At 63.1% G+C, this 25,055-nt stretch carries 23 protein-coding genes; 11 read left to right on the plus strand and 12 right to left on the minus strand.

Going from position 1 to position 25,055, the window contains the following annotated elements; translation table 11 throughout:
- Positions 1-97 precede the first annotated feature (97 nt).
- On the plus strand, positions 98-1,027 hold the full coding sequence (locus B015_RS0106420; RefSeq protein WP_018426847.1) for a LysR substrate-binding domain-containing protein: 930 nt from the start codon (positions 98-100) through the stop codon (positions 1,025-1,027).
- A gap of 67 nt (positions 1,028-1,094) precedes the next feature.
- Here the strand turns inward: B015_RS0106420 and B015_RS0106425 are convergent, their stop codons facing one another.
- From B015_RS0106425 to B015_RS0106460, 8 genes are read right to left on the minus strand one after another with little or no spacing between them, the layout of a single operon-like run.
- Positions 1,095-4,172, minus strand: coding sequence for a proton-conducting transporter membrane subunit (locus B015_RS0106425; RefSeq protein ID WP_018426848.1), 3,078 nt, complete (start codon positions 4,170-4,172; stop codon positions 1,095-1,097).
- Positions 4,166-4,534 carry a sodium:proton antiporter gene (locus tag B015_RS0106430; RefSeq protein WP_018426849.1) on the minus strand — a complete coding sequence of 123 codons (369 nt, stop codon included), beginning with the start codon at positions 4,532-4,534 and terminating at the stop codon, positions 4,166-4,168. Before B015_RS0106430 ends, B015_RS0106425 begins: the two co-directional genes overlap by 7 nt.
- Positions 4,535-4,546: 12 nt before the next feature.
- Positions 4,547-5,236 carry a hydrogen gas-evolving membrane-bound hydrogenase subunit E gene (mbhE, locus tag B015_RS0106435; protein ID WP_018426850.1) on the minus strand — a complete coding sequence of 230 codons (690 nt, stop codon included), beginning with the start codon at positions 5,234-5,236 and terminating at the stop codon, positions 4,547-4,549.
- Entirely contained in the window at positions 5,233-5,574 is a 342-nt protein-coding gene (mnhG, locus tag B015_RS0106440; RefSeq protein WP_018426851.1) for a monovalent cation/H(+) antiporter subunit G, read from the minus strand. Before mnhG ends, mbhE begins: the two co-directional genes overlap by 4 nt.
- Positions 5,575-5,576: 2 nt before the next feature.
- A complete protein-coding gene (locus B015_RS0106445) occupies positions 5,577-5,819 on the minus strand; it encodes a hydrogenase subunit MbhD domain-containing protein (protein ID WP_018426852.1) in 243 nt (80 codons plus the stop codon).
- Positions 5,820-5,821: 2 nt separating this feature from the next.
- Entirely contained in the window at positions 5,822-6,082 is a 261-nt protein-coding gene (locus B015_RS0106450; protein ID WP_018426853.1) for a monovalent cation/H+ antiporter complex subunit F, read from the minus strand.
- The gene (locus B015_RS0106455; RefSeq protein WP_018426854.1) at positions 6,075-6,578 is read right to left on the minus strand and encodes a Na+/H+ antiporter subunit E; all 504 of its coding nucleotides are present in this window, start codon (positions 6,576-6,578) and stop codon (positions 6,075-6,077) included. The genes B015_RS0106450 and B015_RS0106455 overlap by 8 nt, the downstream gene beginning before the upstream one ends.
- Complete coding sequence (locus tag B015_RS0106460) at positions 6,575-7,720, minus strand: alpha/beta fold hydrolase (RefSeq protein ID WP_018426855.1); 1,146 nt, start codon at positions 7,718-7,720, stop codon at positions 6,575-6,577. Before B015_RS0106460 ends, B015_RS0106455 begins: the two co-directional genes overlap by 4 nt.
- 214 nt (positions 7,721-7,934) lie before the next feature.
- Here B015_RS0106460 and B015_RS0106465 point away from each other — a divergent pair, with 214 nt between their 5' ends.
- The 10 genes from B015_RS0106465 (at position 7,935) to B015_RS0106515 (ending at position 20,802) form a co-directional block, all read left to right on the plus strand.
- On the plus strand, positions 7,935-9,365 hold the full coding sequence (locus B015_RS0106465; protein ID WP_026226963.1) for a basic amino acid/polyamine antiporter: 1,431 nt from the start codon (positions 7,935-7,937) through the stop codon (positions 9,363-9,365).
- Between the two features lie 321 nt (positions 9,366-9,686).
- Positions 9,687-11,120: a basic amino acid/polyamine antiporter gene (locus tag B015_RS0106475; RefSeq protein ID WP_018426858.1), complete on the plus strand. Its 1,434-nt coding sequence runs from the start codon at positions 9,687-9,689 to the stop codon at positions 11,118-11,120.
- Between the two features lie 19 nt (positions 11,121-11,139).
- The gene (arcA, locus tag B015_RS0106480) at positions 11,140-12,384 is read left to right on the plus strand and encodes an arginine deiminase (protein ID WP_018426859.1); all 1,245 of its coding nucleotides are present in this window, start codon (positions 11,140-11,142) and stop codon (positions 12,382-12,384) included.
- A 76-nt stretch (positions 12,385-12,460) separates the two neighbouring features.
- Positions 12,461-13,564, plus strand: coding sequence for an efflux RND transporter periplasmic adaptor subunit (locus B015_RS0106485; protein ID WP_018426860.1), 1,104 nt, complete (start codon positions 12,461-12,463; stop codon positions 13,562-13,564).
- Complete coding sequence (locus tag B015_RS0106490; protein ID WP_018426861.1) at positions 13,561-16,653, plus strand: efflux RND transporter permease subunit; 3,093 nt, start codon at positions 13,561-13,563, stop codon at positions 16,651-16,653. The genes B015_RS0106485 and B015_RS0106490 overlap by 4 nt, the downstream gene beginning before the upstream one ends.
- Before the next feature lie 8 nt (positions 16,654-16,661).
- The gene (locus B015_RS0106495; protein ID WP_018426862.1) at positions 16,662-17,267 is read left to right on the plus strand and encodes a hypothetical protein; all 606 of its coding nucleotides are present in this window, start codon (positions 16,662-16,664) and stop codon (positions 17,265-17,267) included.
- A gap of 111 nt (positions 17,268-17,378) precedes the next feature.
- Positions 17,379-17,882 carry a DUF1269 domain-containing protein gene (locus tag B015_RS0106500; RefSeq protein WP_018426863.1) on the plus strand — a complete coding sequence of 168 codons (504 nt, stop codon included), beginning with the start codon at positions 17,379-17,381 and terminating at the stop codon, positions 17,880-17,882.
- 111 nt (positions 17,883-17,993) lie between these two features.
- Positions 17,994-18,365: a Kazal-type serine protease inhibitor domain-containing protein gene (locus tag B015_RS0106505; protein ID WP_018426864.1), complete on the plus strand. Its 372-nt coding sequence runs from the start codon at positions 17,994-17,996 to the stop codon at positions 18,363-18,365.
- A gap of 75 nt (positions 18,366-18,440) precedes the next feature.
- Positions 18,441-19,472, plus strand: coding sequence for an AI-2E family transporter (locus B015_RS0106510; RefSeq protein WP_040456571.1), 1,032 nt, complete (start codon positions 18,441-18,443; stop codon positions 19,470-19,472).
- 229 nt (positions 19,473-19,701) lie between these two features.
- Positions 19,702-20,802 carry an AraC family transcriptional regulator gene (locus B015_RS0106515; protein WP_018426866.1) on the plus strand — a complete coding sequence of 367 codons (1,101 nt, stop codon included), beginning with the start codon at positions 19,702-19,704 and terminating at the stop codon, positions 20,800-20,802.
- A gap of 31 nt (positions 20,803-20,833) precedes the next feature.
- Here B015_RS0106515 and B015_RS0106520 read toward each other — a convergent pair whose 3' ends face one another.
- The 4 genes from B015_RS0106520 to B015_RS0106535 all read right to left on the minus strand — a co-directional run bounded on the left by B015_RS0106520 (position 20,834) and on the right by B015_RS0106535 (position 25,017).
- On the minus strand, positions 20,834-22,003 hold the full coding sequence (locus B015_RS0106520) for an MFS transporter (RefSeq protein WP_018426867.1): 1,170 nt from the start codon (positions 22,001-22,003) through the stop codon (positions 20,834-20,836).
- Between the two features lie 137 nt (positions 22,004-22,140).
- A complete protein-coding gene (locus B015_RS0106525) occupies positions 22,141-22,389 on the minus strand; it encodes a YMGG-like glycine zipper-containing protein (RefSeq protein ID WP_018426868.1) in 249 nt (82 codons plus the stop codon).
- Positions 22,390-22,865: 476 nt separating this feature from the next.
- Complete coding sequence (locus B015_RS30545; RefSeq protein ID WP_018426869.1) at positions 22,866-23,897, minus strand: helix-turn-helix domain-containing protein; 1,032 nt, start codon at positions 23,895-23,897, stop codon at positions 22,866-22,868.
- Between the two features lie 169 nt (positions 23,898-24,066).
- Positions 24,067-25,017, minus strand: coding sequence for a DUF5996 family protein (locus B015_RS0106535; protein WP_040456064.1), 951 nt, complete (start codon positions 25,015-25,017; stop codon positions 24,067-24,069).
- Between the last annotated feature and the right edge of the window lie 38 nt (positions 25,018-25,055).

The raw sequence follows: 25,055 nt of genomic DNA on the forward strand, positions 1-25,055 counted from the left end.
TTTGATGGGAGGACGCTAGCGAAGGTGCCGGTACGCAAAAAGGGCTTGCAGCTGTGTTCTATTTTAGAAAAACTAAAACAAGAATCCGCCGGACCAGATGAACGTGAAAAACTCGCCACCCATGCGCGCCATCCAGGCGTTCGAAGCCTTCGGGCGGCTTGGCAGCGTGACCGCCGCGGCCGACGAACTCGGCGTGTCGCCGGGCGCCGTCAGTCAGCAAATCCGTAAGGCCGAAGACGAACTCGGTGCCTCGCTACTTGAACGGCGCGGCCGCACAGTGACGATGACTTCGCTGGGGCGCCGGTATCATGCAGCGATCTCGGACGGCTTCGATCGCATTCGCGAAGCCGGCAACATGCTCGATCGAGCCCGTTCGGAAAGTGCTCTGACCGTGTCCTGTCTGCCTTCGCTTGCAAGCAAATGGCTCGCGCCGCAACTGTTCGACTGGCAGGCCCATAATGTTGGCGCCACCGTGCGGCTGATCGGCGCCGAACCCGAAGTCAGGTTCGGCGAAGACCAGGTCGATTTCCGCGTCTCCTACGGCGCCAAGATGCGTGAATACGACCACTACGCCGCGCTGTTCACCGACTGGGTCGTCCCGGCCTGTTCGCCAACCTTGCTGGAGCGCCGGCCCTTGCGGCGACCGGCCGATATCCTCGAATGCCCGCTGCTTGGCATCGAATGGGCCAGCGACCATCGTTCGCCGCCCACCTGGGCCGAATGGGCGGCAAGCCTGGGCATCAGTTACCGGCGGACGTCGGGCGAAATGGCGTTTTCGCTGTCGAGCGCTGCCATTGATGCGGCCATCAATGGCCGCGGCTTCGTGCTGGCGCAGATGTCCATGGCTGGCGACGACATAGCCTCCGGCCGCCTCGTGGTGCCGTTCGACGTGCCGCTGCGCCTTCCCGATCCGTATTTCCTGGCATGGGATCGATCCGCACTGCAGAAACCGCATGGCGCAGCACTGCGCGCCTGGATCGTCGCGGTCGCCAATCGTCAGGATGCGAAACATCAGACGATTCGATAGCGAGCTTTTGCCTGCAGGCTTGCCGGAGATGGCGCGAGGGGCGGCTACCGTGTACCTTGTGGACGGGCTAAGAGACTGCCGCTCTCAGAAACAGCACGTAGAACAGCACATAGAGCACGTAGGTCTGGCCGTTGCCGGTGTAGACCCTACGGACTGTTTCGGCCGATCCCGAGCCCAACTGTGCAACGCCGCTCCAGAATGTCGTTGCCAACGGTCTGGACCATGGCAACGGCAGGCGGATGTAATAGCGATAGAATTCGGCGATGCCCTTGGCGGCTTTGCGGCCGCGATCCAGGCGGTAGGCCGTCCAGGCGATCAGGAACAGCACGCCGGCGCCGGCAATCGAGGTGGCCATGACGGGAACCGGGTTCCAGTAGCCGTAGATCGTCTCTAGCGACATGCCTTGCCACACCAGCGTCGAGGCGAAATACGGGTCGATTGCCGCCGACACCGGATCCATGAACAGCTTGGGCATGAAGGACAGCACGAGGATTGCCGCGACAAGCACGACCTGCGGCAGGAGCAACTGTGCCGGAGCTTCGCGGGCGTTGATGGTCGCCGCCTGCGGTGCGGCGAAGAACAGTGTATGGGCGAGGCGGAACATGTAGAGCAGGCCGATGAGCGTTGCCAGGACGCCTGCTGCTGCGAGCCCGTACCATCCCTTGTCGACCATGGCGCTGAGCAAAAGCCATTTGCCGCCGAAGCCGGCGAGCGGCGGCAGGCCGGACATCGACACGAGGGCGATACTCGCAACGACAAAGGTCACGGGCATGCGGCGAGCGAGGCCGCCGAGTTTGTCGAGCTGCCGTGTGCCGCAACGCAGGATCACGCCTGCGACAGCGAGGAACAGGATACCCTTCACCATCAGGTGGTTGGCGACGAGATAAAGCGCGGTGACCCAGCCGAGATGGCTCATCAGCGCGATTGCCGTGATGATGTAGCCAAGCTGGCTCATGCTCGAATAGGCGAGCAGCCGCTTGACGTCGTCCTGCCTGAAGGCGAGGCCAGCCCCTATCACCGTCGTCAGCATGCCGATCCAGCCCATGATATGGGCAAGGTCCAGTCCTGCCTGCGAGCGGATGGCAAGATAGGTGACCATGAACAGGCCGAAGATGGCGACCTTGCTCACCACCGATGACAGCATGGCCGAGAGGTCGTCGTCGGCCTCGGCATAGGAGCCGGGCAGCCAGACATGGAAGCCGATCGCACCAGCCTTGATGAGGAAGCCGAGCGCCAGCAGTGCAAAGGCGGACGCAGCATCCGTCCCGCCCGTCCTGAATGCCTGCAGCAGCGAGGTGCCGTTGGCCGCATCGGCGAGCGCAAAGCCGGCGAGCAGGCAGAAGGCTGAAGTCAGCGAGAACAGCAGGAAGGGCAGGGCATGCGGATGGGCGTGCCTGCCCTGCGCGATCATGAAGTAGGACGACAACGTGATAAGTTCCCAGGCGAAGAAGAACTCGAGGCTCGTCTGCGCGCGCATCATCGTGGCAATCGAAAGCAGCAGGACCGCCATCAGCGGATAGTAGCCGGGGCGGGAATCCCGCCGGTAGAGTGCCGCCGACGCCACCACCAGACCGCCGGCCAAAAGCACGGTGGCGAAGAGCCCGGATATGCCTGTTGTGCCGGATATCTGCCAGTTGCCGACGCCGAGCACGGCCAGCATCATCAGGCCGCATTTGACGCGCCCCGGCAGCCAGTCGAGCGCATAGAAGACGATGCCGACGATGAGCGGCGCAAACAGCCAGAGCGAGGCAGCACCTGACAGTTGCGCCCCATGATAGCTGCCGACAGCAAGCAACACTGCACTGCCTGCGGCCGGCAGCAGGCCTCGCGTCGTGATGGATAAAGGCAGGTCTTCGGGCATGGCTCGCGTCGCCTGCTTGAACCAGCCGAACATGTAGGCCGCCTCCAGCAGCGAGCCGAGCAGGATCAGGGCGATCCAGACATAGAGCTGGGACCCGGAAAGCTGCATGATCAGCTCCCACTTGGCCCAGAAACCGGGGAAGGGCGGCAGGCCGGCAATGGCGACAAGCAGAAGCGCGAAGACGAGCAGCACGAGCGGCCGCCCCGCAATCGCCGACCAATCGGCGACCTCCTGGCGTTGTACCGCACCGGCCAGCCAGAACAATCCGGCCTTGGCGAAGAGGTGATTGGCGAACAAGCCGCCGATGACCAGCGGCATGGAGGCTGCTGCGCCCTGCTTCTGCAGCAATGCCAGCGCCAGCATCATCAGCCCCATCTGGGCGATTGAGGAGTAGCCGAGCATGCGCTGCACGTTGGTTTGCTTGAGCCCGGCGAGATTGGAGAACAGGAAGGTTGCCCCACCCGCCACCGCTATAAGCGAGAGGTGGCTTTCGAACAGAGGCAGGAGCTTGAGCAGTGCAAAGAACACGCCCGCCGACACACCGACCGATACCAGCGCGGCGATGCCTGCAGGCGCTGTCTCATAGACGTCGAGCCCCCAGCCATTGGCCGGAAACGGCTTCAGTTCGAGAATCAGGCAGGCGAGGACGAAGACCAGCGCCGTGGTGCCGATAGGCCCGGCGATGAACTCGCGCCGTGCGATCAACTCGTCGATGTTGAGCGTTCCGGTAACATGGTAGAGCAGCACCGATCCGAGCAGCAGGAATGACGAGGCAAGCACCGTCGCCATGATGTATTTGAAGCTTGCCGCCAGCGTTGCCGGGTTGCGCTCGAGACCGAGCAATCCATAGGTCGCGATCGAGACGATCTCGAGGAAGACGAACAGGTTGAACAGGTCGCGGGTCATCACCATGCCGTTGATGCCCATGACGAGGATCAGGTAGAGCAGCAGTGCCGCGTAGCTGTCGCGGAGCCGCGGCCATAGCTGCCAGGCGCCGAACAGTGCTGCGACGTTGACGCAGAAGGTGAAGAAGCCTTCCCAAACCCCAAAGCGCAGATTGATCGAGATGGGTGGCGTGGCGCCGGCCGTATAGACCTCGATGGCCGGCTGGCCGTTGCGCAGCGCCCAGAAATTGATGCCAGAGATCGCGGCGATGCCGCAGAGGGCGGCAATGAAGGCCAGCGCCGGCAGCGGCTTGGCGATACGGTAGAGCAGGGGGATGAGGAAACCGCCTCCGAGGCCGAGCAGGAAGATGTTCAGCGGCTGGAACAGCGCCTCTACCATTTGGACTCCGTCAGCGCGTCGATGGACAGCGTTTTCCTGGCATCATGGATGCGGATGGCGAAGGCCAGCATGATGGCGGTGACCGAGAAGCCGATAACGATCGCGGTGACCACCAGCGCCGAGGGCACAGGGTCAACTGCCCGCGTGGTCGCCTGCTCGATCCCTAGGCCTGCGTCGATGATCGGCGCCGTGCCGGCGGTAATGTAGCCGGTCGCCACCATGACGATGTGCAGTCCGGTGTCGACCAGGCCGAAGCCGATGATGATGCGCAGGATGTTGCGGTGGCGCAGGATGCCCCACATGCCGATCAGCACCAGCAGGAAGCCGGTGGTCATGAGAAGCGTGGAGACAGGCAGGCCCATGATCGTCCCCGTTCAGTTTCGAAAACGGTCGATGATGACGCTGAGTTCGGCGCCGACCTTGACGCCCAGCAGCGCCGAGATGATCGGGATGGCGCCGGCGCTGACAAGCGTGCCGAACTCGCCCAGTGGCAGGATGTGGCTGTCGAGGAAGCCGGCGGCGAAGATCAGCCCGAGGATGCCGATGCCGACATAGACGACACCGGCCAGCGATTCCGTCACGCCGAGAAAGCCGTGGTTGAGCTTGGTTGCCGGCAAGGCGAGCATCAAAAGCATGGTCCCGGAGGCAACCACCGCCCCACCTTGGAAGCCACCGCCGGCAGAGAGGTGGCCGTTCTTGATGACATAGGCGCCGAACAGGAAGATCAGCGGCAGGTTGATTTCCGCGCCATTGCCGACCAGTTCGCTCGGACGACGTGGCTCCATCCCGGGATCAGCCGCCGTCGCGCTATCCTTGCCGCCGAGCAGCACGCCGACGCCGGCCGCGACCATGAACAGCACTGCCACTTCGCCGAGCGTGTCGAAGCCGCGATAGGTGATCAGGATGCCGGTCACCACATTGGGCGCGCCGAGGTCGCGCGGCACCATGGTTAGATACTGTTCCGCGAGCGCGGATACGCTCTCGCGTTCCGCATAGCCGCCGACGATGCCGCCGAAGACTGCGCTAAACAGCAGTACGGCAAGTAGGGAGAAGATCGTCTTCATGGTGCGTTTCCGTTGCCTTGCCGGTCGTCCTCCTCGCGCAGCGCGTCGACCATGGTCGACGGCGCCATCGGCGTGCGGATGGCGTGCGCGGCTCGCGACAGCGCATGCGACGAGAGCGGGTTGGTCATCAGCACGAAATAGGCGACGACCAGAAGCTTGAACGCCCAGTCCGGATGATGGAAGCCGAGCCCGGCGAGAACGAGGATGTTACCCAGCGTCGAGGCCTTGGTGCCGGCCTGGATGCGGGTGAAGGTATCGGGCATCCGCAGCAGGCCGAGCCCGGCGGAGAACAGGAAAAAGGCGCCTGCAAGCACAAGGATGCTGCCGATCAACTCCATGGTCACTCCCTCCCGCCGCCGGTACGGCGGATTGCGTAGAGGAAGATGAGGGTCGACAGGCCCGAACCGATTGCTGCCTCGGCCATTGCGACATCGGGGGCGGCGAGAAGCACATAGGAGACGGCGGCGAACAGGCTCGCCAGCCCGGCGCTGACCATCGCCGCCATCAGGTTTTCGAGCCAGACGGCCAGCACGCCGCTGACGAGGACGCTGCCGCAGATCAGGATGACGAGAAGCTCGAGCATCGTCACGGCCCCTTTTCGAGGAAGCGGGCGATGGCGAGCACGGCGAGGAAGCTGAGCAGGCCATAGACGAGGGCGACGTCGATGTAGACGAAGCGGCCCGAGACATGCGCGTAGAGTGCGATCAGTGCAATCGACACGACCGTCAGCATGTCGATGGCGACGACACGGTCGACTGCCGTCCGGCCGATCACCAGCCGTGCTACGCCGAAGACGATGGCAAAGAAGATCAGCACGCCGGCGATCTGAAGCAGCAGGTCAGCCAAAGACCGCCTCCAGGTGCTTTTCGAACGGAGCCACGATCATTTCTGTCGCTTGCTCCGGGTCGGTCGCCCTCACGTCGAGCCAGTGGACGAACATCGTTTCGCCCCTGACATCCATGACCAGTGAACCCGGGGTCAGCGCAATCGAGTTCGACAGCGCCAGTCTGCCGATTGGCGATTTCAGCCGAATGCGGACCTTGACGATGCCGGGGTGGATGTCGATGCGCGGCGCATAGACGTAGCGCAGCATGCTGAGATTGGCCTTCACCAGCTCGGTGAAGAAGACGCCGGTATAGACGAGGAAGTGCCAGGCGCTGCGCGGTGTGACGGCGATGTGCCAGACTTTGCTGCGGCGCGCGAAGATCCAGGCGATGGCAAAGGAAATGATGGCGCCGGTGACGAGGATGGGCGTGGCCAACGAGGCGTTGACGATCAGCCAGAGGATGAAGAGCAGCAGCCAAAGCACCGGTAGGCCACCTATCCTTTGCCCTTCGCTCATCGGCGACCCGCAAGTGCTACGCCGCCGAGGATTCGGCTGGGCAGGTAGACAACCAGTGCTGCGGCACCTTCGATGGCCGAACCGCCATCGGCCAACAGGGTCTCGCCAGCGCTGGCGTCGCCGCCTTCGATCAACCGACGCAGCAGCCCGCTTTGCCCGGCAAAGGCGATCAATGTCGGGGAACTGGCGAAGATGTTGTGCGACCCGCCATCGACCTGGGAGGCGTCGAGCACGGTGATGTTTTTCTGCTGCAACAGCGCGATATCGGAGCCGCTGCCGACGCGTGGGTGGCCGCCGGCGATGCGCCGGGAAATGCTAAGCGCGCGGTCACGGCGCGACACCACGATGGCGAAGGGCATGGGCAATTCGCCGATGTCGCGGACCTGGCTCTGGAAGGCGTCGATGTCGATATCGGGTGCTGCCAGCACCACGCCGCCGAGGCGTTTGAGGGCTTGCCTACGGCCGGTCTGCGCCAGTTCTCGCAGTGCCTCCATGACAACATAGGCGCCCATCGAATGGCCGACGAGGATCACGCGGTTGGCCTTGGTCTGGGCCGCGATCTCGATCGTCTCCGCCAGACCGCCGCGCCCCACCACCGTGCTGTCGCGGTCGTAGACATAGAGCGGTAAGGAACCGCCGGAGGGCCAGGCATAGTGCAGTGTCACTGCGCGGACATTGTAGTCATGGGCGATCTGTGCGGCCCGGAAGACGCTGTCGGCGAAGTTGTTGTTGTAGCCGTGCACGAAGATGAAGATCTCGCGCTCTTGCGGCGGACGCTGGGCCAGGGCGGCATCGAGTTGGGCGACGAATTGCTTGCGGCTGGCGATCTGCTGGTAGCTTTGCGCCACGAAATGCCTGGCCGGATCAGGCGTCCGGCCGGTCTTCTCGACATCGCCGGGCACATGGTTCCTGGGTATGCCGATGTCGAGCTTTGCAAAATTGAGCGTCTGCGAGCGCTCGGCCGAATAGGGCAGCGACAGGTTGTCGGATCGGGCCCGTGTGGTGGCGACATAGACGGGAACAACCGCCGCTGACGCGGCCTTGTCGGTCGCCACGCCAAGGCCAAGCACGGCGCGGGGGCCGCCGCAGCCGGCGAGCAGCACTGCCATCAACAGAACGGAAAACAGACGCTTCGCCGACATGCCTCGATCCAGCAAGCTTACGCGTGATCAGAAGCAGCAAATCCGCGTGGCGGCAACGGGCGAAACGGACCGAGGCCAAGGATTGGGACGCCAAGCATATCCTCGGGATTCCATGCCAATCACATGGTCGTCGGGCTCGGGCTAGATTGCTCTGAGGGCGGAAGGACTTGTTGGGGCTGCCGCCGGCCAAAACAATTGTTGACGACACGATTCGATGAACTCAGCCACTCAGCAGAAATTCTCGGTCTGGACCCTGATGGCGATGGTCGTCGGCTCGATGGTCGGCGCTGGCATCTTCTCGCTGCCGCAGGCCTTCGGTCGCGAGACAGGACCGTTCGGCGCGCTGATCGCCTGGGCCATCGCCGGCGTCGGCATGCTGATGCTGGCCTTCGTCTTCCAGACGCTGTCGCGCCGCAAGCCCGATCTCGATGCCGGCATCTACGCCTATGCCAAGGCCGGTTTCGGCAACTATCTCGGTTTCCTCTCCGCTCTCGGCTATTGGTCGGCCGCACTTCTCGGCAACGTCTCCTATTTCGTGCTGATCAAGTCGACGCTCGGGCTGTTCTTTCCGGTGTTCGGCGACGGCAACACCATCACGGCCATCGTCATCTCGTCGATGCTGCTGTGGACCGTGCACTCGCTGATCCTGCGCGGCGTCAAGGAAGCGGCAGCGATCAACACCATCGTCACCTTCGCGAAGATTATCCCGATCTTCCTGTTCATCGTCTTCGTCGTCTACGGCTTCAGCGCCGACATCTTCGCCGCAAACTTCTGGGGCGGCGAGGACGTTAGTCTGCGCAGCGTTGCGAGCCAGGTCCGGGGGACGATGCTGGTGACGGTGTTCGTCTTCGTCGGCATCGAGGGCGCGAGCGTCTATTCGCGCTACGCCCGTAACCGTCGCGACGTCGGCGTGGCGACGCTGCTCGGTTTTCTCGGCGTTCTCTGCCTGCTCGTGCTGGTGACGATCCTGTCCTATGGTGTCATGCTGCGTCCCGATCTCGCTGCCCTGCGCAACCCGTCCATGGCCGGCGTGTTGGAGGCGGTGGTCGGACCATGGGGTGCCAAGTTCGTCAGCATCGGCCTGCTGATCTCGGTTGCCGGCGCCTATTTGTCCTGGGTGCTGCTGGCGGCGGAAATCCTGTTCACGGCGTCCCGCAATGAAACCATGCCGCGCTTCCTCGCGCATGAGAACAAGAACGGCGTGCCGTCGAACGCATTGTGGCTCACCAATGCTGTCGTCCAGACCTTCCTGATCCTCACGCTCTTTGCCCAGTATGCCTTCAGGCTGGCGCTCGAACTGACCAGTTCGATGATCCTCATTCCCTATTTTCTGGTCGCCGCATACGGCTTCAAGCTGGCCTGGACCGGCGAGAGTTATGAAAAAGAACCGGCGGCGCGGCGCGGCGAGTTCGCCGTTGCCGCGATCGCCTTGGCCTATACTGCCTTTCTCATCTATGCGGCAGGCGCCAAGCATTTGCTGCTCTCGGCCGCCATCTACGGACCGGGCACGATCCTCTTCTTCATGGCGCGCATAGAGCAGGGGCGCAGGGTGTTCACGCCGGCCGAGATGGTGATGTTCGCTGTTGCGGCTGTCGGAGCGGTGGCAGCGATCTACGCGATCGCCACTGGCCTCATCGCCGTCTAGGCAAGGCCGGCAGCAGCCTCGGCGCTGCCATCGCTCGGTGGTTGCGATGCCGCAGGCGCAAGACGCTCGGCATGGCCATGGCTGGCAGCGCACTTTCACAAGCAACTGTACGTCATTCGAGCATCTGTTTGATAAGCGCGATCTTTTCCGGATGGCGGTTTTGGTTGCCCGACCCTTTGCGCTGCACAACTTTGGGACGCGGAGCATAGACATGGGATTCCATGCTGATCACAGCCCCACCCCTGCAATCCTATAGTTCTCCTTGAATTTCATTCGCATCTCGATCGCGAACCTGGGTTCGCTGACAGGAGAAAAAAGACCATGGCTTCAAGCGATAATCAGAAGCTGTCGCTGTTTGCACTTACGTCCATGGTCGTGGGATCGATGGTCGGCGCCGGTATCTTCAACCTGCCCGGTCGTTTCGGGGCTGCGACAGGTCCGTTCGGTGCCATCATCGCCTGGGCGATCGCGGGAACGGGCATGTACATGCTGGCGCGGGTGTTCCAGGCGCTGGCCGAGAAAAAGCCAGACATCGACTCCGGCGTCTTTGCCTATGCCAAAGCGGGTTTCGGCAACTACATGGGTTTCCTGTCGGCTTTCGGCTATTGGCTCGGCAGCTGCCTCGGCAACGTCTTCTACTGGGTCCTGATCGGTTCGACCTTGGGGCGGTTCTTTCCCGGCGCCTTCGGCGACGGCAGCAGCGCCACCGCGATCATCGTGTCGCTGATCGGCATCTGGGCCTTCCATTTCATGATCCTGCGCGGCGTCGAGCAGGCCGCCTTCATCAATACCATCGTCACGATTGCCAAGATCGTGCCGATCCTGGTGTTCATCCTCGTGCTGGTCTTCGCCTTCAACTACACCCAGTTCTCCGAGAATTTCTTCGGCGGCGCAGACATGCCGGCCAAGTCGCTGATCGCTCAGGTGCGCGACACCATGCTGATCACCGTCTTCGTCTTCCTCGGCATTGAGGGCGCCAGCGTCTACTCACGCTTCGCCAAGGAACGCTCCGACGTCGGCAGGGCGACGATCCTGGGTTTCGTCGGCGTCACCGGCCTGATGGTGGCGGTGACCTTGCTGCCTTACGCATCGATGCCGCAATCGGCGATCGCAGGCGTCCAGCAGCCTTCGATGGCGAGCGTTCTCGAGGCCGTCGCCGGACATTGGGGTGCCGTCTTCATTTCCATCGGTGTGCTGGTGTCGGTGCTGGGCGCCTACCTCGCCTGGTCGCTGATCTGCGCGGAAGTGCTCTTTGCCGCCGCCAAGTCCAATGACATGCCGAAGCTCTTTGCCGCGCAGAACGGCAATCGGGTGCCGGCCAACGCCCTGTGGCTGACGAACATCGTCGTGTCGCTGTTCGTGATCTCCACCTACTGGTCCCGCGACGCCTTCAATTTCATGCTCGACATGACGAGCGTGACGGCGCTGCTGCCCTATTTGCTGGTCGCAGGCTACGGCATCCTGATCGCGCGCAGTGGAGAAGGCTACGAAACATCTCCGGGCGATCGCGGCCGGGACCAGGTCATCGCCTGGATCGCGGCGATATACACGGTCTTCATGTTCATCGCCGCAGGCCTGAAATACGTGCTGCTCGTTGCCGTCCTCTTCGTACCCGGCACGATCCTCTACTTCTGGGCACGCCGTGAACAGAAACTGCAGCTGTTCACCTCGACCGAACTCGTTGTGTTCGCCGTCACCCTGATTGCCGGACTGGTCGGCGCCTACGGTCTGCTGACCGGCACCATCACACATTGAACAGAAAGGCAGAAACGTCATGACAAACAACACTCCTCTCGGCGTTCATTCCGAAGTCGGCCAGCTTCGCAAGGTCATGGTGTGTGCGCCCGGCCGGGCGCACCAGCGTCTGACGCCCTCCAATTGCGACGATCTCCTCTTCGACGACGTGCTCTGGGTCGACAACGCCAAGCGCGACCATTTCGACTTCATGACCAAGATGCGCGACCGCGGCGTCGAAGTGGTCGAAATGCACAACCTGCTTGCTGAAACGGTTGCCAATCCCGAGGCCAAGAAGTGGATTCTCGACCATCAGGTCTCGCCGAACCAGATCGGCCTTGGCCTGCTCGACGAGGTCCGCTCTTACCTTGAAGGGCTCACCAATCGCGAGCTCGCCGAAACCCTGATCGGTGGCCTCTCGACCCATGAATTCTCCGAGGCCATCGGCGGCGAGCAGCTGGCGCTGATCCGCGACGCTGCCGGCGTCAACGAATACCTCCTGCCGCCGCTGCCCAACACGCTCTACACCCGCGACACCACCTGCTGGATCTATGGCGGCGTGACGCTCAACTCGCTCTACTGGCCGGCGCGTCACGAAGAGACGATCCTCACCACTGCGATCTACAAGTTCCACCCCGACTTTGCAGGCAAGGTCAATGTCTGGTGGGGCGACCCGACCAAGGACTGGGGTCTCGCCACGCTCGAGGGCGGTGACGTCATGCCGATCGGCAAGGGCAACGTGCTCATCGGCATGAGCGAGCGCACCTCGCGCCAGGCGATCAGCCAGGTTGCGGCAGCGCTGTTCGAGAAGGGGGCTGCCGAGCGCGTGATCGTTGCGGCGATGCCCAAGCTGCGCGCGGCGATGCATCTCGACACCGTCTTCACCTTCGCCGACCGCGACTGCGTGCTGCTTTATCCTGACATCGTCAACGGCATCGGCGCCTTCTCATATCGTCCCGACGGCAAGGGCGGTGTCGAATTGCACAAGGACAAGGGCAGCTTCGTCGAGACGGTGCGGGACTCGCTCGGCCTCAAGAAGATGCGCGTCGTCGAGACCGGCGGCAACGACTACATGCGCGAGCGCACCCAGTGGGACAGCGGCGCCAACCTCGTCTGCGCTTCGCCGGGCGTCGTCTTTGCCTATGACCGCAACACCTACACCAACACGCTGCTGCGCAAGGAAGGCATCGAGGTCATCACCATCACCGGTGCCGAGCTTGGCCGTGGCCGTGGCGGCGGTCACTGCATGACCTGCCCGATCATCCGCGACGCAGTCGACTACTGAGCGTCATCGTCTGTGCTTGTCCCTCCAGCGTGCGGCGAAAGCCGTGCGCTGGTTTTGGGTCGATGAGGAACCCGAAATGGCATCACGTTCGTCTTCCACCAGCAGGCGCCTCCTTGGGCTGGCCGCCGCAGCCACAACCTCGCTGCTTGTCGCCGGCTGCCAGCGGGCCGAGGACGCTGTCGAGCTGCCACCGCGTCCGGTCAAGACGGTTGCCGTCTCCTTCAGCCCCGAGGATACGTTCGGTTCACTCGTCGGCGACGTGCAGCCGCGCACCGAAACCAATTTCGGGTTCCGGCAGGGCGGTGAGATCAGGGAGCGCGACGTGGATGTCGGAGACCGCGTCGAGGTCGGCGCCGTGCTGGCGCGGCTGGATACCGAAGACGCGCAGGATGCCGTGCGCAAGGCCGAGGCCAATCTGTTTGCGGCGCAATCGAACTTCGACAATGCCGACCAGACGCGCAGCCGACAGGAACAGCTTTATCCGCGCACCATCAGCCGGGCTGCACTTGATGCGGCGACCGCCCAGGCAAACGCAGCACGGGCGGGTGTCGACGCGGCGCAGGCCGCAGTGCGCGTCGCCCAGAACAATCTCGACAACCGCGTGCTGAAATCCAATGCCGCCGGCGTGGTCACCGCGGTGGGCGCAGATGTCGGCCAGGTCATTGGTGGTGGACAGATGATCGTGCGCGTCGCGCAGCTCGTCGAAAAGGACGCCGTCTTCCAGGTGCCGGAGGCGACCATCCAGTCGGCCAGCCGCGATGTCCGCGTCGAGGCGCGCCTACTCAGCAATCCGAACAGCAAGGCAATCGGTGCCGTCCGCGAGATTTCGCCCGTCGCCAATCCGGTGACGCGCAACTTCACGGTCCGGGTCGGGCTTGAGGCCGTGCCTGACGATTTCCGCTTCGGCAGCGCCGTGCGCGGTACCGTGCAGGTTGCCGGAGACCCGGTTGCCAGGCTGCCGATGACGGCCCTGTTCAACCAGGGCAACCAGCCGGCGGTGTGGGTGGTTGACCCCAAGACCAACACCACCAAGCTGGTGTCGGTCGAGGTGCAGCGCTTCGAGACAAGCGATTTCCTCGTCGCCAAGGGCTTGCAGGAGGGCGACAATGTCGTGGTGGCCGGCGTTCAGCAGCTTCGCCCCGATATGGCGGTGCGCCTCCTCAACGGTGCCGGCAAATGAACGAGGGCGGCTTCAACCTGTCGGAATGGGCCATCAAGCGGCAGGGGCTCATCGTCTTCCTGATGGTCCTCGGCGCCATCGCCGGGGCATTTTCATTCCTGAACCTCGGTCGCAGCGAAGATCCCGACTTCACCGTCAAGACCATGCTGGTTCACGCGGTCTGGCCGGGCGGCACCATCGAGCAGACGGTCGACCAGGTGACTGACAGGCTGGAGCGCACGCTGCAGGAAGTGCCGCGACTCGACACGCTGCGCAGCCTGACCAGTGCCGGCCAGTCGATCATCTATGTTTCGCTCCAGGATTCGACCGCGCCGGACGAGGTCGCAGACATCTGGTACCAGGTTCGCAAGAAGGTCGGCGACATCCAGGCCACCTTGCCATCAGGCGTGCGCGGCCCCTTCTTCAACGATGAGTTCGGCGACACTTTTGGCATCATCTATGCGCTGCAGTCGACCGACTTCAGCGATCGCGAGCTGCGCGACTGGGCCTATGAGGCGCGCAGCCGGCTGCTGCGCGTCCACAATATCGGCAAGGTCGAGATGCTTGGCACGCAGGACGAGACCATTTACATCGAGTTCTCGACCCAGCGTCTGGCGAGCCTGAGCATCAGCCCTGCAACGGTGATGAGCACCATTCAGGCGCAGAATGCGGTGATGCCGGCCGGCACCATGACGTCGGCGGCCGACCGCACCATCCTCGAAGTGTCGGGCGACCTTCGCGACGAAAACGACATCCGCGAGATCAACATACCGACGGCCTCGGGTTTCGTGCGGCTGGGAGACATCGCCACCGTCACGCGCAGCACCGTCGATCCGCCCCAGCCGATGTTCCGCGTCAAGGGAAAGCCCGCCATCGGCGTTGCCGTTTCCATGGCGTCGGGCGGCGACATTCTCGAACTCGGCCGCAACATCGACCAGGTGATGACCCGCTTCGAGCACGACCTGCCAGTAGGCATCGACCTCGTTCATGTCGCCAGCCAGCCGGAGGTCGTCACCAGCGCCATAAGGGGCTTCACCGTCTCGCTGACGCAGGCCGTCATCATCGTGCTCGGCGTCAGCTTCCTGGCGCTTGGCTTCCGCGCCGGCATCGCCGTCGCGGTCTCGATCCCGCTTGTCCTGTGCATGACCTTCCTGGCCATGGAAATAAGCGGCATCGCCCTGCAACGCGTGTCCCTCGGCGCTCTCATCATCGCGCTGACACTGATGATCGACGACGCCATGGTGGCGGTCGAAATGATGATGGCCAAGCTCGACGAGGGCTACGACCGCGTGAAGGCTGCCTCCTATGCCTATACGTCGACGGCATTTCCGATGCTTGCCGGAACGCTTGTCACCATCGCCGGCTTCATTCCCGTCGGGCTCGCCCGAAGCGTTTCGGGCGAATATGCGCGCTCGCTGTTCGTGGTCATCGCCGTAGCACTCATCGTCTCCTGGCTTATCGCCGTGCTGTTGACGCCGATCGTCGGTCTGGCCGTTCTGAAGTCGGGCGCAAAGGCCACGGACAAGGGCGAGGGCGGCCTTGCGCGAGGCTTCAAGAAGCTGCTGCATGCCTGCATCCGCATGCGCTACATCGTCGTCGCCGCCACGGTCGCGCTGTTCGTCGTGGCTCTGCTCGCTGCGCCGCTAATGAAGCGGCAGTTCTTCCCGCCGTCCGATCGCCCGGAACTGATGCTGCAACTGGTGCTGCCGCAAAGCGCATCGATGCAGGCGACCTCGGCGGAGGTCGACAAAGTCGAAAAACTGCTCGCTTCCGACAGCGACGTCGTCGACTGGAGCTTCTATGTCGGCTCGGACGCCATCCGCTTCTACCTGCCCATGGACATCCAGGCGCCGGCGCCGTTCCGTGCCCAGGCCGTTGTGATCGCCAAGAGCGTCGAGGCGCGTGACGGGCTACAGGCAAGGCTGCAGGCCGAACTCGACCAGCAGTTCCCCGACATCATCGCCCGCGTCTCGCCGCTGGAGATGGGGCCGCCCGTGGGCTGGCCCGTCCAGTATCGCGTGATCGGCCCCGACGTCGCCGGTGTCCGCAGCCTCGCCTGGAAGGTCGCCGACGCGGTCGGCAGCGTCAGCGGCGTTATCAGCCCCAATCTCGACTGGAACGAGCCGATCAGGAAGGTAGTCATCGAGGTCGACCAGGATCGGGCACGCCTCGTCGGCCTGAACTCGGCCGCCATCAGTCAGACGCTGTTTGCCACGGCGTCGGGATTGCCGATCACGCAGGTCCGCGACTCCATCTACCTGGTCAACGTGGTGGCCCGTGCTGCGGCCGACGAACGCGCCAATGTCGAAACGTTGCGCTCGCTGCAGATCCCGATAGGGCCGAACCAGACCATCCCGCTGGCAAGCATCGCCAACATTGAGTATCGCACCACCCAGCCGATCATCTGGCGGCGCGACCGCGAAACCACGATCACCGTGCAGGCCGACGTGGCTGAGGGCGTGATGGCCGACAGTGTTGTCGACCAGGCCTCAGCCAAGATCGACCAGTTGCGCCACGACAATCCGAATTACCGGATCGAGGTCGGCGGCTCCGTCGAAGGGGCCGAGACCGGCATGGGGTCCGTTCTGGAGATGATCCCGCTGATGGCGATCGTCATGGTCATCATCCTGATGTTCCAGCTCCAGAGCATCCAGAAGCTTCTGCTGGTGATCAGTGTGGTGCCACTCGGCTTGATCGGCGTCGTGCTCGTGATGCTGATCACCAACATTCCGGTCGGCTTCATCGCCGTGCTCGGCATGATCGCCCTGATCGGCATGATCACGCGAAACTCCGTGGTGCTGATAGACCAGATGGACAGCCGGCTGGAGAGCAGCGGCATGTGCTGGCAGAGCGTCATAGACGTCACTGCCGAACGCGTGCGTCCGGTATTTCTGACTGCAGGGTCGACCATTCTCGGCATGCTGCCGATCATCCGTGATCCGTTCTGGGCGCCGCTGGCCTTCACCGTCATCGGCGGCCTGGTGGTGGCTGCCGTTCTGACGTTGATCTTCCTGCCCGCTCTCTACGTGCTTTGGTTCCGCATTCCGGAGGAACGGCCGGCATCGCCTGCACCGCAGGCAACGGCCCAGCCTGCCGGTGTGCCTGCCTGAGCATCCGCATGGAGACCAACGGCTTGCCGAATGACGGGCAGGGCGGCGCCATCGAGATCCGTCTCGAGGACGTGTCGCAACTGTTCGAGACGATGGATCCGTTTCCGTTCCGGGAACGCGACCTGGCGCGGGACGCGGACGAATACATTTGCGGTTGGGCCGGCGAATTGCCCGCCGACCGGCCCCTGGAAATCAGGATCCACCTGCCTGCGGGGGCAGCCGGCAGTGCCGAGGTTCGTGGCCTCGGCGCGTCATTGTCCAACTATTTCGACTACCGCGCCGGCGTCGTGACGCGCGAACTGTCCGACGAGTTCCGCATGGGCCGGCGGGCGCTGCTGATCGGGCTGGCCGTGCTCGGCTTGTGCCTGCTGCTGGGCCAGCTGTTTGTTGCCGTCACATCCTATGGGAGCATCGGGCACTTCGTCGAGGAAGGCCTCATCATCGTCGGCTGGGTGGCGCTATGGCGGCCGCTCGAGATCTTTCTCTACGACTGGTGGCCGATTGCTCAAAAAAAGAAGTTGTATCGGCGCCTGGCCGAAGCCCGCGTGAGCGTCAGTTTCTACGACACGCCTGATGGCGAAGGCCTTGACCTTAAGTCGAGGCGCTCAAAATGAAACGCAATGCAAAGCGTTGGGACGCACCGCTAATCCCCGGCAATTGCCCGCAGGCTATGCTGCTGCGCAACACGCTTCGCATCATCCGGTTTTGAAGCAAAAGGAGTTACCATGTCCGACCTGATCGTCATCGTGTATCCGACCGAAGCCAAGGCCGAAGAAGTGCGCGAGCGCCTGTTCGAGCTGCAGAAGCAGTATCTCATTACGCTCAGCGACGCCGTCATCGCAACCAAGAACGACGCCGGCAAGATCAAGCTGAACCAGCTCGTCAACACCACTGCCGCCGGTGCTGTCTCCGGCAGCTTCTGGGGCCTGCTCGTCGGCGTGCTGTTCCTCAATCCGCTTCTGGGTGTCGCCGTTGGTGCCGCGTCTGGCGCGCTCGGCGGTGCGATGAGCGATTTCGGCATCAACGACGCCTTCATGAAGGAGCTTTCGGGCAGCCTGCAGCCCGGCAATGGCGCGCTGTTCGTGCTGGTCAAGGAAATGACCGCCGACAAGGTGCTGAAGGAGATCGCCGGCTACGGTGGCGTCGTGCTCAAGACCTCGCTTGACGATACGAAGGAGCAGGCCTTGCGCGACGCCTTGCAGAAGGCTTCCGCCGCACCTGCCAGCTGATTGCCTTGACCTGGAAGTCGCAATGGGCCGCAGGTCGGCCCGTTGCATCGTCCGTTGCCATGCAGCGCGGAACTGGTCGTCTGATTGTTTGATACGGGGGAGTTGGCCATCATGAACCGCCTGCTTGCAAATCCTGTCGCACTGATGCTCATGGCGCTGGGCATGCTGACGGCCTGCGTTCCCCAATCGCCGGGGCCTGGTCCCGGACCGTCGCGGCCACAGGCATGCACATTCGAATATGCCCCCGTCTGCGGACAGCGCGGCGACCGAACCCGAACCTTCTCCAATGCCTGCATGGCCCGCGCCGATGGCTTCCGCGTGATCCACAACGGCCAGTGCCGCAGGCCCGAGCAGCAGACTGCGTGCCCAGCGATCTACATGCCGGTCTGCGCCGTCAACGGTGCAAGGTGGCGCACATTCTCCAACAGCTGTCTGGCGCGTGCCGACAACTTCCGCGTCTTGCATCAAGGCGGCTGCCGTTGACGGCAGTGCATCGAAATGATCCGATCGAGGCAGTTGAAATTGGGCAATGGGCAGCAGGCGCGGGGCGACGGCCGCATGAACGTATATCTTGCCACCGGCATCCTGGTGCTCGCACTGCTGCGGGTTGGGGATTCGATCTTCGTTCCGCTCGTCGTTTCGCTGTTCATCATCGCATTGGTCTGGCCGATCCAGGCAGCGCTTCAGCGGTTCCTGCCACGGCTGCTGGCGCTGTTCATCACCCTCAGCGCGACGATCGCCATCGTGCTTGCTGTCGGCTCGTCGGTGGTCTGGGGCTTCGGCCGGCTCGGCCAATGGCTGTTCGTCAATGCCAGCCGTTTCCAGGCGATCTACGTCGACTGGACCCAGTGGCTGGAGGAGCGCGGCGTCGCCGTTGCCGGTCCGCTCGCCGATCGTTTCGACGTCAACTGGCTGGTTGGCTTCACCCAGGGCGTCGCCGGTCGTCTGAACAGCTTCGCCGGGCTGGCACTGCTGGTCTTCGTGCTGGTGATGCTTGGCCTGCTCGAAGTCGAGGATTTCAACCGGCGCCTGGAATCTTCCGCGGCCCAGCCATATGGCGCCCGCATTCGCGCCGCCAATCGCGAGATCGGCATAAAGCTGCGCCGCTTCATGGCCGTGCGCACCTTCGCCAGCGTGCTGACGGGACTTGTGGTTTGGGGCTTCGCCCTGGTGGCCGGGCTCGAACTCGCGGCGGCATGGGGCGCCATTGCCTTCGCGCTCAACTACATTCCGTTTCTCGGACCATTCTTTGCAACGATGTTCCCGACCCTGTTTGCCATCGCTCAGTTCGAATCGTGGCAGATGGCCTTTGTGGTGTTCGTCGGCCTCAACCTGATCCAGTTCATGATCGGCAGCTATCTCGAGCCGATCCTCACGGGGGCTTCGCTGGCGATCTCGCCCTTCGCGGTCATATTCTCGGTGTTCTTCTGGAGCTTCATGTGGGGCATCTCGGGCGCCTTCATCGGCGTGCCGATCCTGATCGCCTTCATCGTCTATTGCGCCCAGTCGCCGTCGTCGCGCTGGATCGCGGCCCTGCTCGCGTCCGGCAAGACGGAAATGCTGGAAGCGCAGGCCGAACACAAGGATTGAGGCAGTCGGCGCTGCCTGCTGCACCAGCCGGCCAACCATCGGCATTAACTGTCATTTTCCGGCCTCGTTGAACAAACCTTCGCGAGCGCTATGATATGTGAACGCGAAGGATCATGACTGCAGGTGTGTCCGCGCCAGCTTGAGCAGGGACGTAAGTCTCAAGCCAGCCGCAGACAGCACCTGAAAACGCCACCGGGACGTGCGTGCACGTCCCCAAGAGGGGGGTGGCATGGTTGCAGTTGGTACAAGCTTTGCGCAGGAGAACCCGAACGGTTTTCTCGCCTCGGCCGGTCAGCACGACGGGCCCATTCCCCATTTCGAGTTTTCGACCGACGATGTGGCGCGCGCCGATCAGTTCGATGCCTGGCGGCACAATTTTGCGACGATGCTCGACCTCACGCCCACAGGCAATTCGCCAGAAACGATCGACGGCAGGCAGGTGATATGGGACCTCGGCTGTCTCGCCTTCACCTCGATCAGCACCGGAGCGCTGAACTTCGCCGGTCTGCCGGGCCATGTGCGCGGGGATGCCCTCGACCACTGGATGATGACGCTGTTCCTCGATGGGGGAGCGAGCACCATTGCCGGCCAAAGGTCATTCCATGGCGGCGCCGGCACGGTGCAACTCCATTCGCTGGGACAACCTTTCGACGGGCACGTCACCGACAGCCACATGCTGATGTTGCTGATCCCGAGGGATTTCTTCCAGGAGCATTCCGGCGCGCTGAGCCTGGCGGAGTTCTCGACGCTGAGTGGCGGCATGGGCTCGTTGCTCGCCGACTACATCATTGGGCTTGCCAAGCGCCTGCCGACATTGACGATTGCCGACCTCCCCGGCGTGGCAGCGGCGACGCGAGCCATGATCCTGGCCTGCATCACACCTTCGCCCGATCATCTCGATGAGGCGAGGGCGCCGATATCGAACATGTTGCTGGAGCGGGCGCGGCAATACATCAATGCCAATCTTTACAATCCGAGCCTCGACAACGACATGCTGTGTCGAGCGCTCGGCATTTCGCGCACCAGGCTGTACCGGCTGTTCGAGCCCAGCGGCGGGGTCATGCGCTACATCCTGCACCGCCGTCTTGTCGATGCTCATTCCAAGCTTGCCGACCCGACCGAGACCCGCCGTATCTTCGAGATTGCCGAGCAGCGCGGCTTCAACGACGGAGCGGAATTCAGCCGGGCCTTCCGGCGTGAGTTCGGCTATAGCCCGAGCGAAGTCAGGTCGCGCGGCCTTGGTGCGATCCCGGCAAGGCCGGTCGCCGACCTGGCGTCGCTCGAACCGGTGGAGCGCCTAGGTCATCTTCTGCGGCGCCTCCAGAGCTAGAAAATTCCAGGGAAATGTGTCCGCAGATGCTCTAGGCCTCGAAGGCCTGCACCTGCCGCCGGCTGCTTGCCGAGGAAAGCGCGGCCACTGCGATCAGCACCAATCCGGTCGCTGCCACGCCAGCCATGACAAGATAGGTCCGCTCGCCCCAGCTGGCATAGACCTGCCCCGAGAGTGCTGTCAGCAATGCCATCAGGCCCGCCCAAGCGCCGGCAAGCCATCCCTGGACCTGTGCCTGCATGCCGGGTGCTGCCAGTTGCGACAGGACAACGATGCTTCCCACATGCGTGGCGCCGAATGTGAAGCCGTGGGTTAGCTGGAAAACGGCGAGTAACTCGACATTGGGGTCGAATGCCATGAACAGCCATCGACCGGTTGCAACTGCCGCTCCCAGCAGCAGCAGGAACATCGCCGCCTTGGCATTGCCGACGAGGCGTCCGGCGACTGCGAATACTGCGACCTCCGACACGACGCCAAGCGCCCAGAGCATTCCCGTCATGCTCTTGCCAATGCCCGAAGACTGCCAGTGCAACGTTCCGAAGGCGTAGATCAGCCCGTGGCTTGCCTGGACACAGGCTGCACCCACCACGACGAGGACGATAAGCAGGCCGGCTCTGCCGGCTGGTCGGGAGGCGCGGCGCTCGCGATACGGCGTCGACGGCAGCCTTGCGACGGTCAACGCGGTCAGGGCCGTCAGCAGGGCCGAGGCGGTGAGAAGCCATATGATCATGTCCGGCTCGAACCACATGAGCAGGATGCCACCGGAAATGTTGGCCACGGCAAACGCGATGGATCCCCACAGCCTGACGCGTCCATAGTCGACTGTCGGCACTGTCGCCCGCGTGGCGCGCAACGTGACTGCATCCGAAAGGGCGATAAGTGGTCCCTGGGCGAGGCCGATTGCTGCGACAAGCAACAGGATCGGCAGGAACGTGCTTGTGGTCCCGAGCAGCGGCGTGGCGATCGCAACCGCTGCGGCACATATCAGGAGTGTTCCGCTCAGGCGCTCCTGCCGGTCGGCAACTGCCGTGACCACCGGATTGGCAAGCACGCGCGCCAGAAGCGGCATAGCCAGTATGATACCGATGCGGCCATCGTCGAGATGTTGAGAGCGCAGCCATACCGGAAAGAACGGCAAGTTGATGCCGAGTTCAAAGAACAGCGCCGCATACAGCAGCGAAAAGCGCAGGCGAGCTGGCATTAGCCCCCAGGAATGATGTCATGAGCAGCGGACATCTTTGGTGAGGCTGTCATCCATTTGCGAAATAGTACAGACGTTGAGGTCGCGAACTTGTCGATTGCTGTTCAGAAACTGGCCGAGGTCACGTCGCCGGCACCTCAGCACCTCGCCGTGTAGAGATGTCCGGTGCGCGGATTTCGATATTGGCAATAGCCGTTGCGCAGATTTCGAACCAGCAGTCCGGCGGTGGCACCAACGGCTGCGCCGACGACCGCACCTTCTGTAGAGCCGTGGATTGCAGCGCCCGTCGCGGCGCCGAGTGCCGCACCCGTGCCCACATCCCGTTCGGTCGTGGTGCAGCCTGCCAGTGCGACCGTGCAGATCATTGCCAATGCGAGCTTCTTCATCGTGTTTCGTTCCGGCTGAAGTCGACGTCTCGGGCCCAAGCGCCCATTGTCGAAATCTAGCCGATGCCGACATGGCCGTGATGGGCAGGAAATCCCAACTCTAGTCGCTGCGTCCCGGAAATGAGTGTGTAACCGCGATGGCGAAGCCGAGGCCCATGTCGGAGATACCCGTCATGTCGTTGCCGAGGGAACGGCCTATGCTAACGCAAATGGCGGAGCAGATCGCAAGGAAGAAGCGCGGGCGGCAGACCTGGCAGCTGCCGCCCGCTCGCTTGGGACGACTGGTGTGGTCGGGGCAAGATGCCATGCCATCATGCGTCCGAACCGAATGTCCCGCGCAATCGGAATATCTGTCGCCAGCATAGGCGATCGGCAGCCGCTTGTGATCGGCAGGGAATCCCATTGGTACGCATTGCGTCCATTAGATGGTGCTGCATTAAGCTGCTGGAGAGCCGGCCAACGGAGCGTCCGGCACTCTATGTCTGCAGATACTGGAGGATTTCGCCGAGGCTCACCACCTCGTCGAGCACTTTGAGCGGCAGCCGCCTTGGCGACAGGGGCAGGCCTATGGCAGCGGCGGCCCGGACCTCGCTCGGTGCACATCCCATCTCGCTTCGAAACGCCCGGCTGAAGGTCGCGGCATCGGCGAAGCAGAGTTTTTCCGCGATCCTGGAGACGCTGGTCAGTGAGTTGGGGTCGGACAGTTCCTTGTAGGCCGCCAGCAGCCGCTGCCGCTGGATGTAGCGCGCCACCCCGTGCAACGGCTCGAAAAGAACATATAGCTTGGAGCGCGAGATGCCGAGTTGTCGGCACAGCTTTGCCGGTCCGAGATCGGGAGCTTGCAGCTCCTTATGGATCATCTGTCGCGCGCGCTCGAGCATTGTGGCCGCGATGTGGCCCTGTGCTTCGGCGACACGATCGGCGGTCGGGGCGAGGCAGGCCGATATCATGGCGCGCATTGCCTCGACGGCATGTGGCACCTCATGCGCCGGTATGTGTGGCAGCCGGCGTTCGAACGAGACCAGGAAATCGGCGAGCAGCCCGCCCAGCCCGTCAGGCCCGACGCTGCCGGGATGTTTGTCGAGCACGCCAGCCAGCGGACGCAGCAGGTCACGGGGGATGTAGACGGTCGATACGCTCGAATCCGCCGCAGCGCCGTCATAGGGGCGGCCGAGCGAGCGGAAATGGACCTGACGTGGCGGCGCATTCGGATCCTGCGCAGCGTGCATTGCGCTCTCCGGCAGCACCAAGCACCAATGGTCGAGCGGATCCTTGCCAAAATGGTGCCAATTGCGCGGCACCTTCGGGCCTGGCATGCGCGAAGAGGTGAAGGCAAGCTTGCCTAGGTCCCAGACCTGCTGTTCGAAGATGAAGCCCTGCCGCGCCTCGGGGCTGATGGAAACGTCGATCACCGAGGAGTGGAAAGTGCGCCATGCCTCGAACTGATGCTCGACCGGCAATTCGCGCGTGTCGAATTTGAGCGTGGCAAGCAGGCCTGCTTCGTTCATGCGGCTCCCGAACCTGTGAAATCTGGACTCAACCTCCGATTGATAATGGCTGCGCGAGCGCTTGTCGGCAATAGCTTCCTTCAGGCAGCGAAGCTGTTGTCCCTAGCGCGCCGATCCTCAGCGGGCCTTTGCGTCTATCGCGCCGCCGTGGGCGACAGTGACCCACGGCCTATAGCGGGCGTGGTCGGCAGGGCACACCGATGGTGCATTCTAGGGAGTCACGGTCCCATTTGCCGAGATTGGCCGCCGCCTCATAGGTGCTCTGCAGAAACGCCATGAGCGTCGCGTCTGGGTCTTGCGCATTGCGCACCACATCGTATGGCAGCAGGAATTCGCCGAATTCCTTGGAGAAGAACGCCTGCTGAGGCTGGACTGCGGCCGAGGCATAGCCTTCGGGGGCCGGATAGGCGTAGGAATAGAAGGTGGGATAGTCGATCGGCCCGCCGCCCGGCCAGAACCCTGCGCTGGACACTTCGTGGGAATAGGCCTCGCGGGTAATCGGGTCCGGCAGGCGCGGAATGCCGCCCGGATGCAGCGGGGCTCGCCTGCCCGAAAAACGTGTCACAGCAAGGTCGAAGCCGCCCCAGAAAAAATGCACCGGGCTGACCTTGCCGAGGAAGCCGGTCCGGAAACGCGAAAAGACCTGCTGTGTCGAGAGCAGGATGCGCCAGAGGCGATTGGCGTGGTCGCGGTCGTAAGCAGAGTGGACACTGTCTTCTTCGAACGGGACGCCGTCGGCAATCTCGGATGGCTGGGTGAATATCTGCGTTTCGAGACCAAGTTCGACAAGCGCCATCGCCACTTCGCCGTAAAATCCGGCGACGGTCTTGGGGGCGAGCATGACCTGGCGGACATGGCCGTCGCTCGTTCTCAGCCACAGCAGATGGTCGATGAAATCGAAATCGATCTGCAGTGCCCGCCCGCCAACAGGGATAGGCGAAGTCGTCAAGCCGCGGACAGTCACATAGAGCGGCACGTGCCAGGAGTGGTTCAGCCAGGGCTCGTGCGTCAGGCGGATCTTGCCGATGATCTGGGTCCACAGATGGAGCGTTTCATAGGTGTCCTTCCAGGTGGCGTAAGGAAGGTCGGGCCAGCGTTCCAAATCAACGGCAGACGGCAAATTTGCCTCCCTCGTGCAGCTTCAGACCTCGCGGCGCG

It is taken from the genome of Hoeflea sp. 108, from assembly GCF_000372965.1.
In the GTDB taxonomy this organism is placed as follows: Bacteria; Pseudomonadota; Alphaproteobacteria; order Rhizobiales; family Rhizobiaceae; genus Aminobacter.

Bases quoted from the DNA above. Each gene is read 5' to 3' on its own strand.
- B015_RS0106430 (WP_018426849.1), bottom strand. From the start codon at position 4,534: ATGGGCCTGCCTGTCTCCACGCTTCTCATGACCACCGGCTTCCTGCTG.
- mnhG (WP_018426851.1), bottom strand. From the start codon at position 5,574: ATGGAGTTGATCGGCAGCATCCTTGTGCTTGCAGGCGCCTTTTTCCTG.
- B015_RS0106525 (WP_018426868.1), bottom strand. From the start codon at position 22,389: ATGAAGAAGCTCGCATTGGCAATGATCTGCACGGTCGCACTGGCAGGC.
- B015_RS0106485 (WP_018426860.1), top strand. From the start codon at position 12,461: ATGGCATCACGTTCGTCTTCCACCAGCAGGCGCCTCCTTGGGCTGGCC.
- B015_RS30545 (WP_018426869.1), bottom strand. From the start codon at position 23,897: ATGAACGAAGCAGGCCTGCTTGCCACGCTCAAATTCGACACGCGCGAA.
- B015_RS0106520 (WP_018426867.1), bottom strand. From the start codon at position 22,003: ATGCCAGCTCGCCTGCGCTTTTCGCTGCTGTATGCGGCGCTGTTCTTT.
- B015_RS0106515 (WP_018426866.1), top strand. From the start codon at position 19,702: ATGGTTGCAGTTGGTACAAGCTTTGCGCAGGAGAACCCGAACGGTTTT.
- B015_RS0106445 (WP_018426852.1), bottom strand. From the start codon at position 5,819: ATGCTCGAGCTTCTCGTCATCCTGATCTGCGGCAGCGTCCTCGTCAGC.
- B015_RS0106420 (WP_018426847.1), top strand. From the start codon at position 98: ATGAACGTGAAAAACTCGCCACCCATGCGCGCCATCCAGGCGTTCGAA.
- B015_RS0106500 (WP_018426863.1), top strand. From the start codon at position 17,379: ATGTCCGACCTGATCGTCATCGTGTATCCGACCGAAGCCAAGGCCGAA.
- B015_RS0106495 (WP_018426862.1), top strand. From the start codon at position 16,662: ATGGAGACCAACGGCTTGCCGAATGACGGGCAGGGCGGCGCCATCGAG.
- B015_RS0106425 (WP_018426848.1), bottom strand. From the start codon at position 4,172: ATGGTAGAGGCGCTGTTCCAGCCGCTGAACATCTTCCTGCTCGGCCTC.
- B015_RS0106465 (WP_026226963.1), top strand. From the start codon at position 7,935: ATGAACTCAGCCACTCAGCAGAAATTCTCGGTCTGGACCCTGATGGCG.
- B015_RS0106455 (WP_018426854.1), bottom strand. From the start codon at position 6,578: ATGAGCGAAGGGCAAAGGATAGGTGGCCTACCGGTGCTTTGGCTGCTG.
- B015_RS0106490 (WP_018426861.1), top strand. From the start codon at position 13,561: ATGAACGAGGGCGGCTTCAACCTGTCGGAATGGGCCATCAAGCGGCAG.
- B015_RS0106505 (WP_018426864.1), top strand. From the start codon at position 17,994: ATGAACCGCCTGCTTGCAAATCCTGTCGCACTGATGCTCATGGCGCTG.
- B015_RS0106510 (WP_040456571.1), top strand. From the start codon at position 18,441: ATGAACGTATATCTTGCCACCGGCATCCTGGTGCTCGCACTGCTGCGG.
- arcA (WP_018426859.1), top strand. From the start codon at position 11,140: ATGACAAACAACACTCCTCTCGGCGTTCATTCCGAAGTCGGCCAGCTT.
- mbhE (WP_018426850.1), bottom strand. From the start codon at position 5,236: ATGAAGACGATCTTCTCCCTACTTGCCGTACTGCTGTTTAGCGCAGTC.
- B015_RS0106460 (WP_018426855.1), bottom strand. From the start codon at position 7,720: ATGTCGGCGAAGCGTCTGTTTTCCGTTCTGTTGATGGCAGTGCTGCTC.
- B015_RS0106475 (WP_018426858.1), top strand. From the start codon at position 9,687: ATGGCTTCAAGCGATAATCAGAAGCTGTCGCTGTTTGCACTTACGTCC.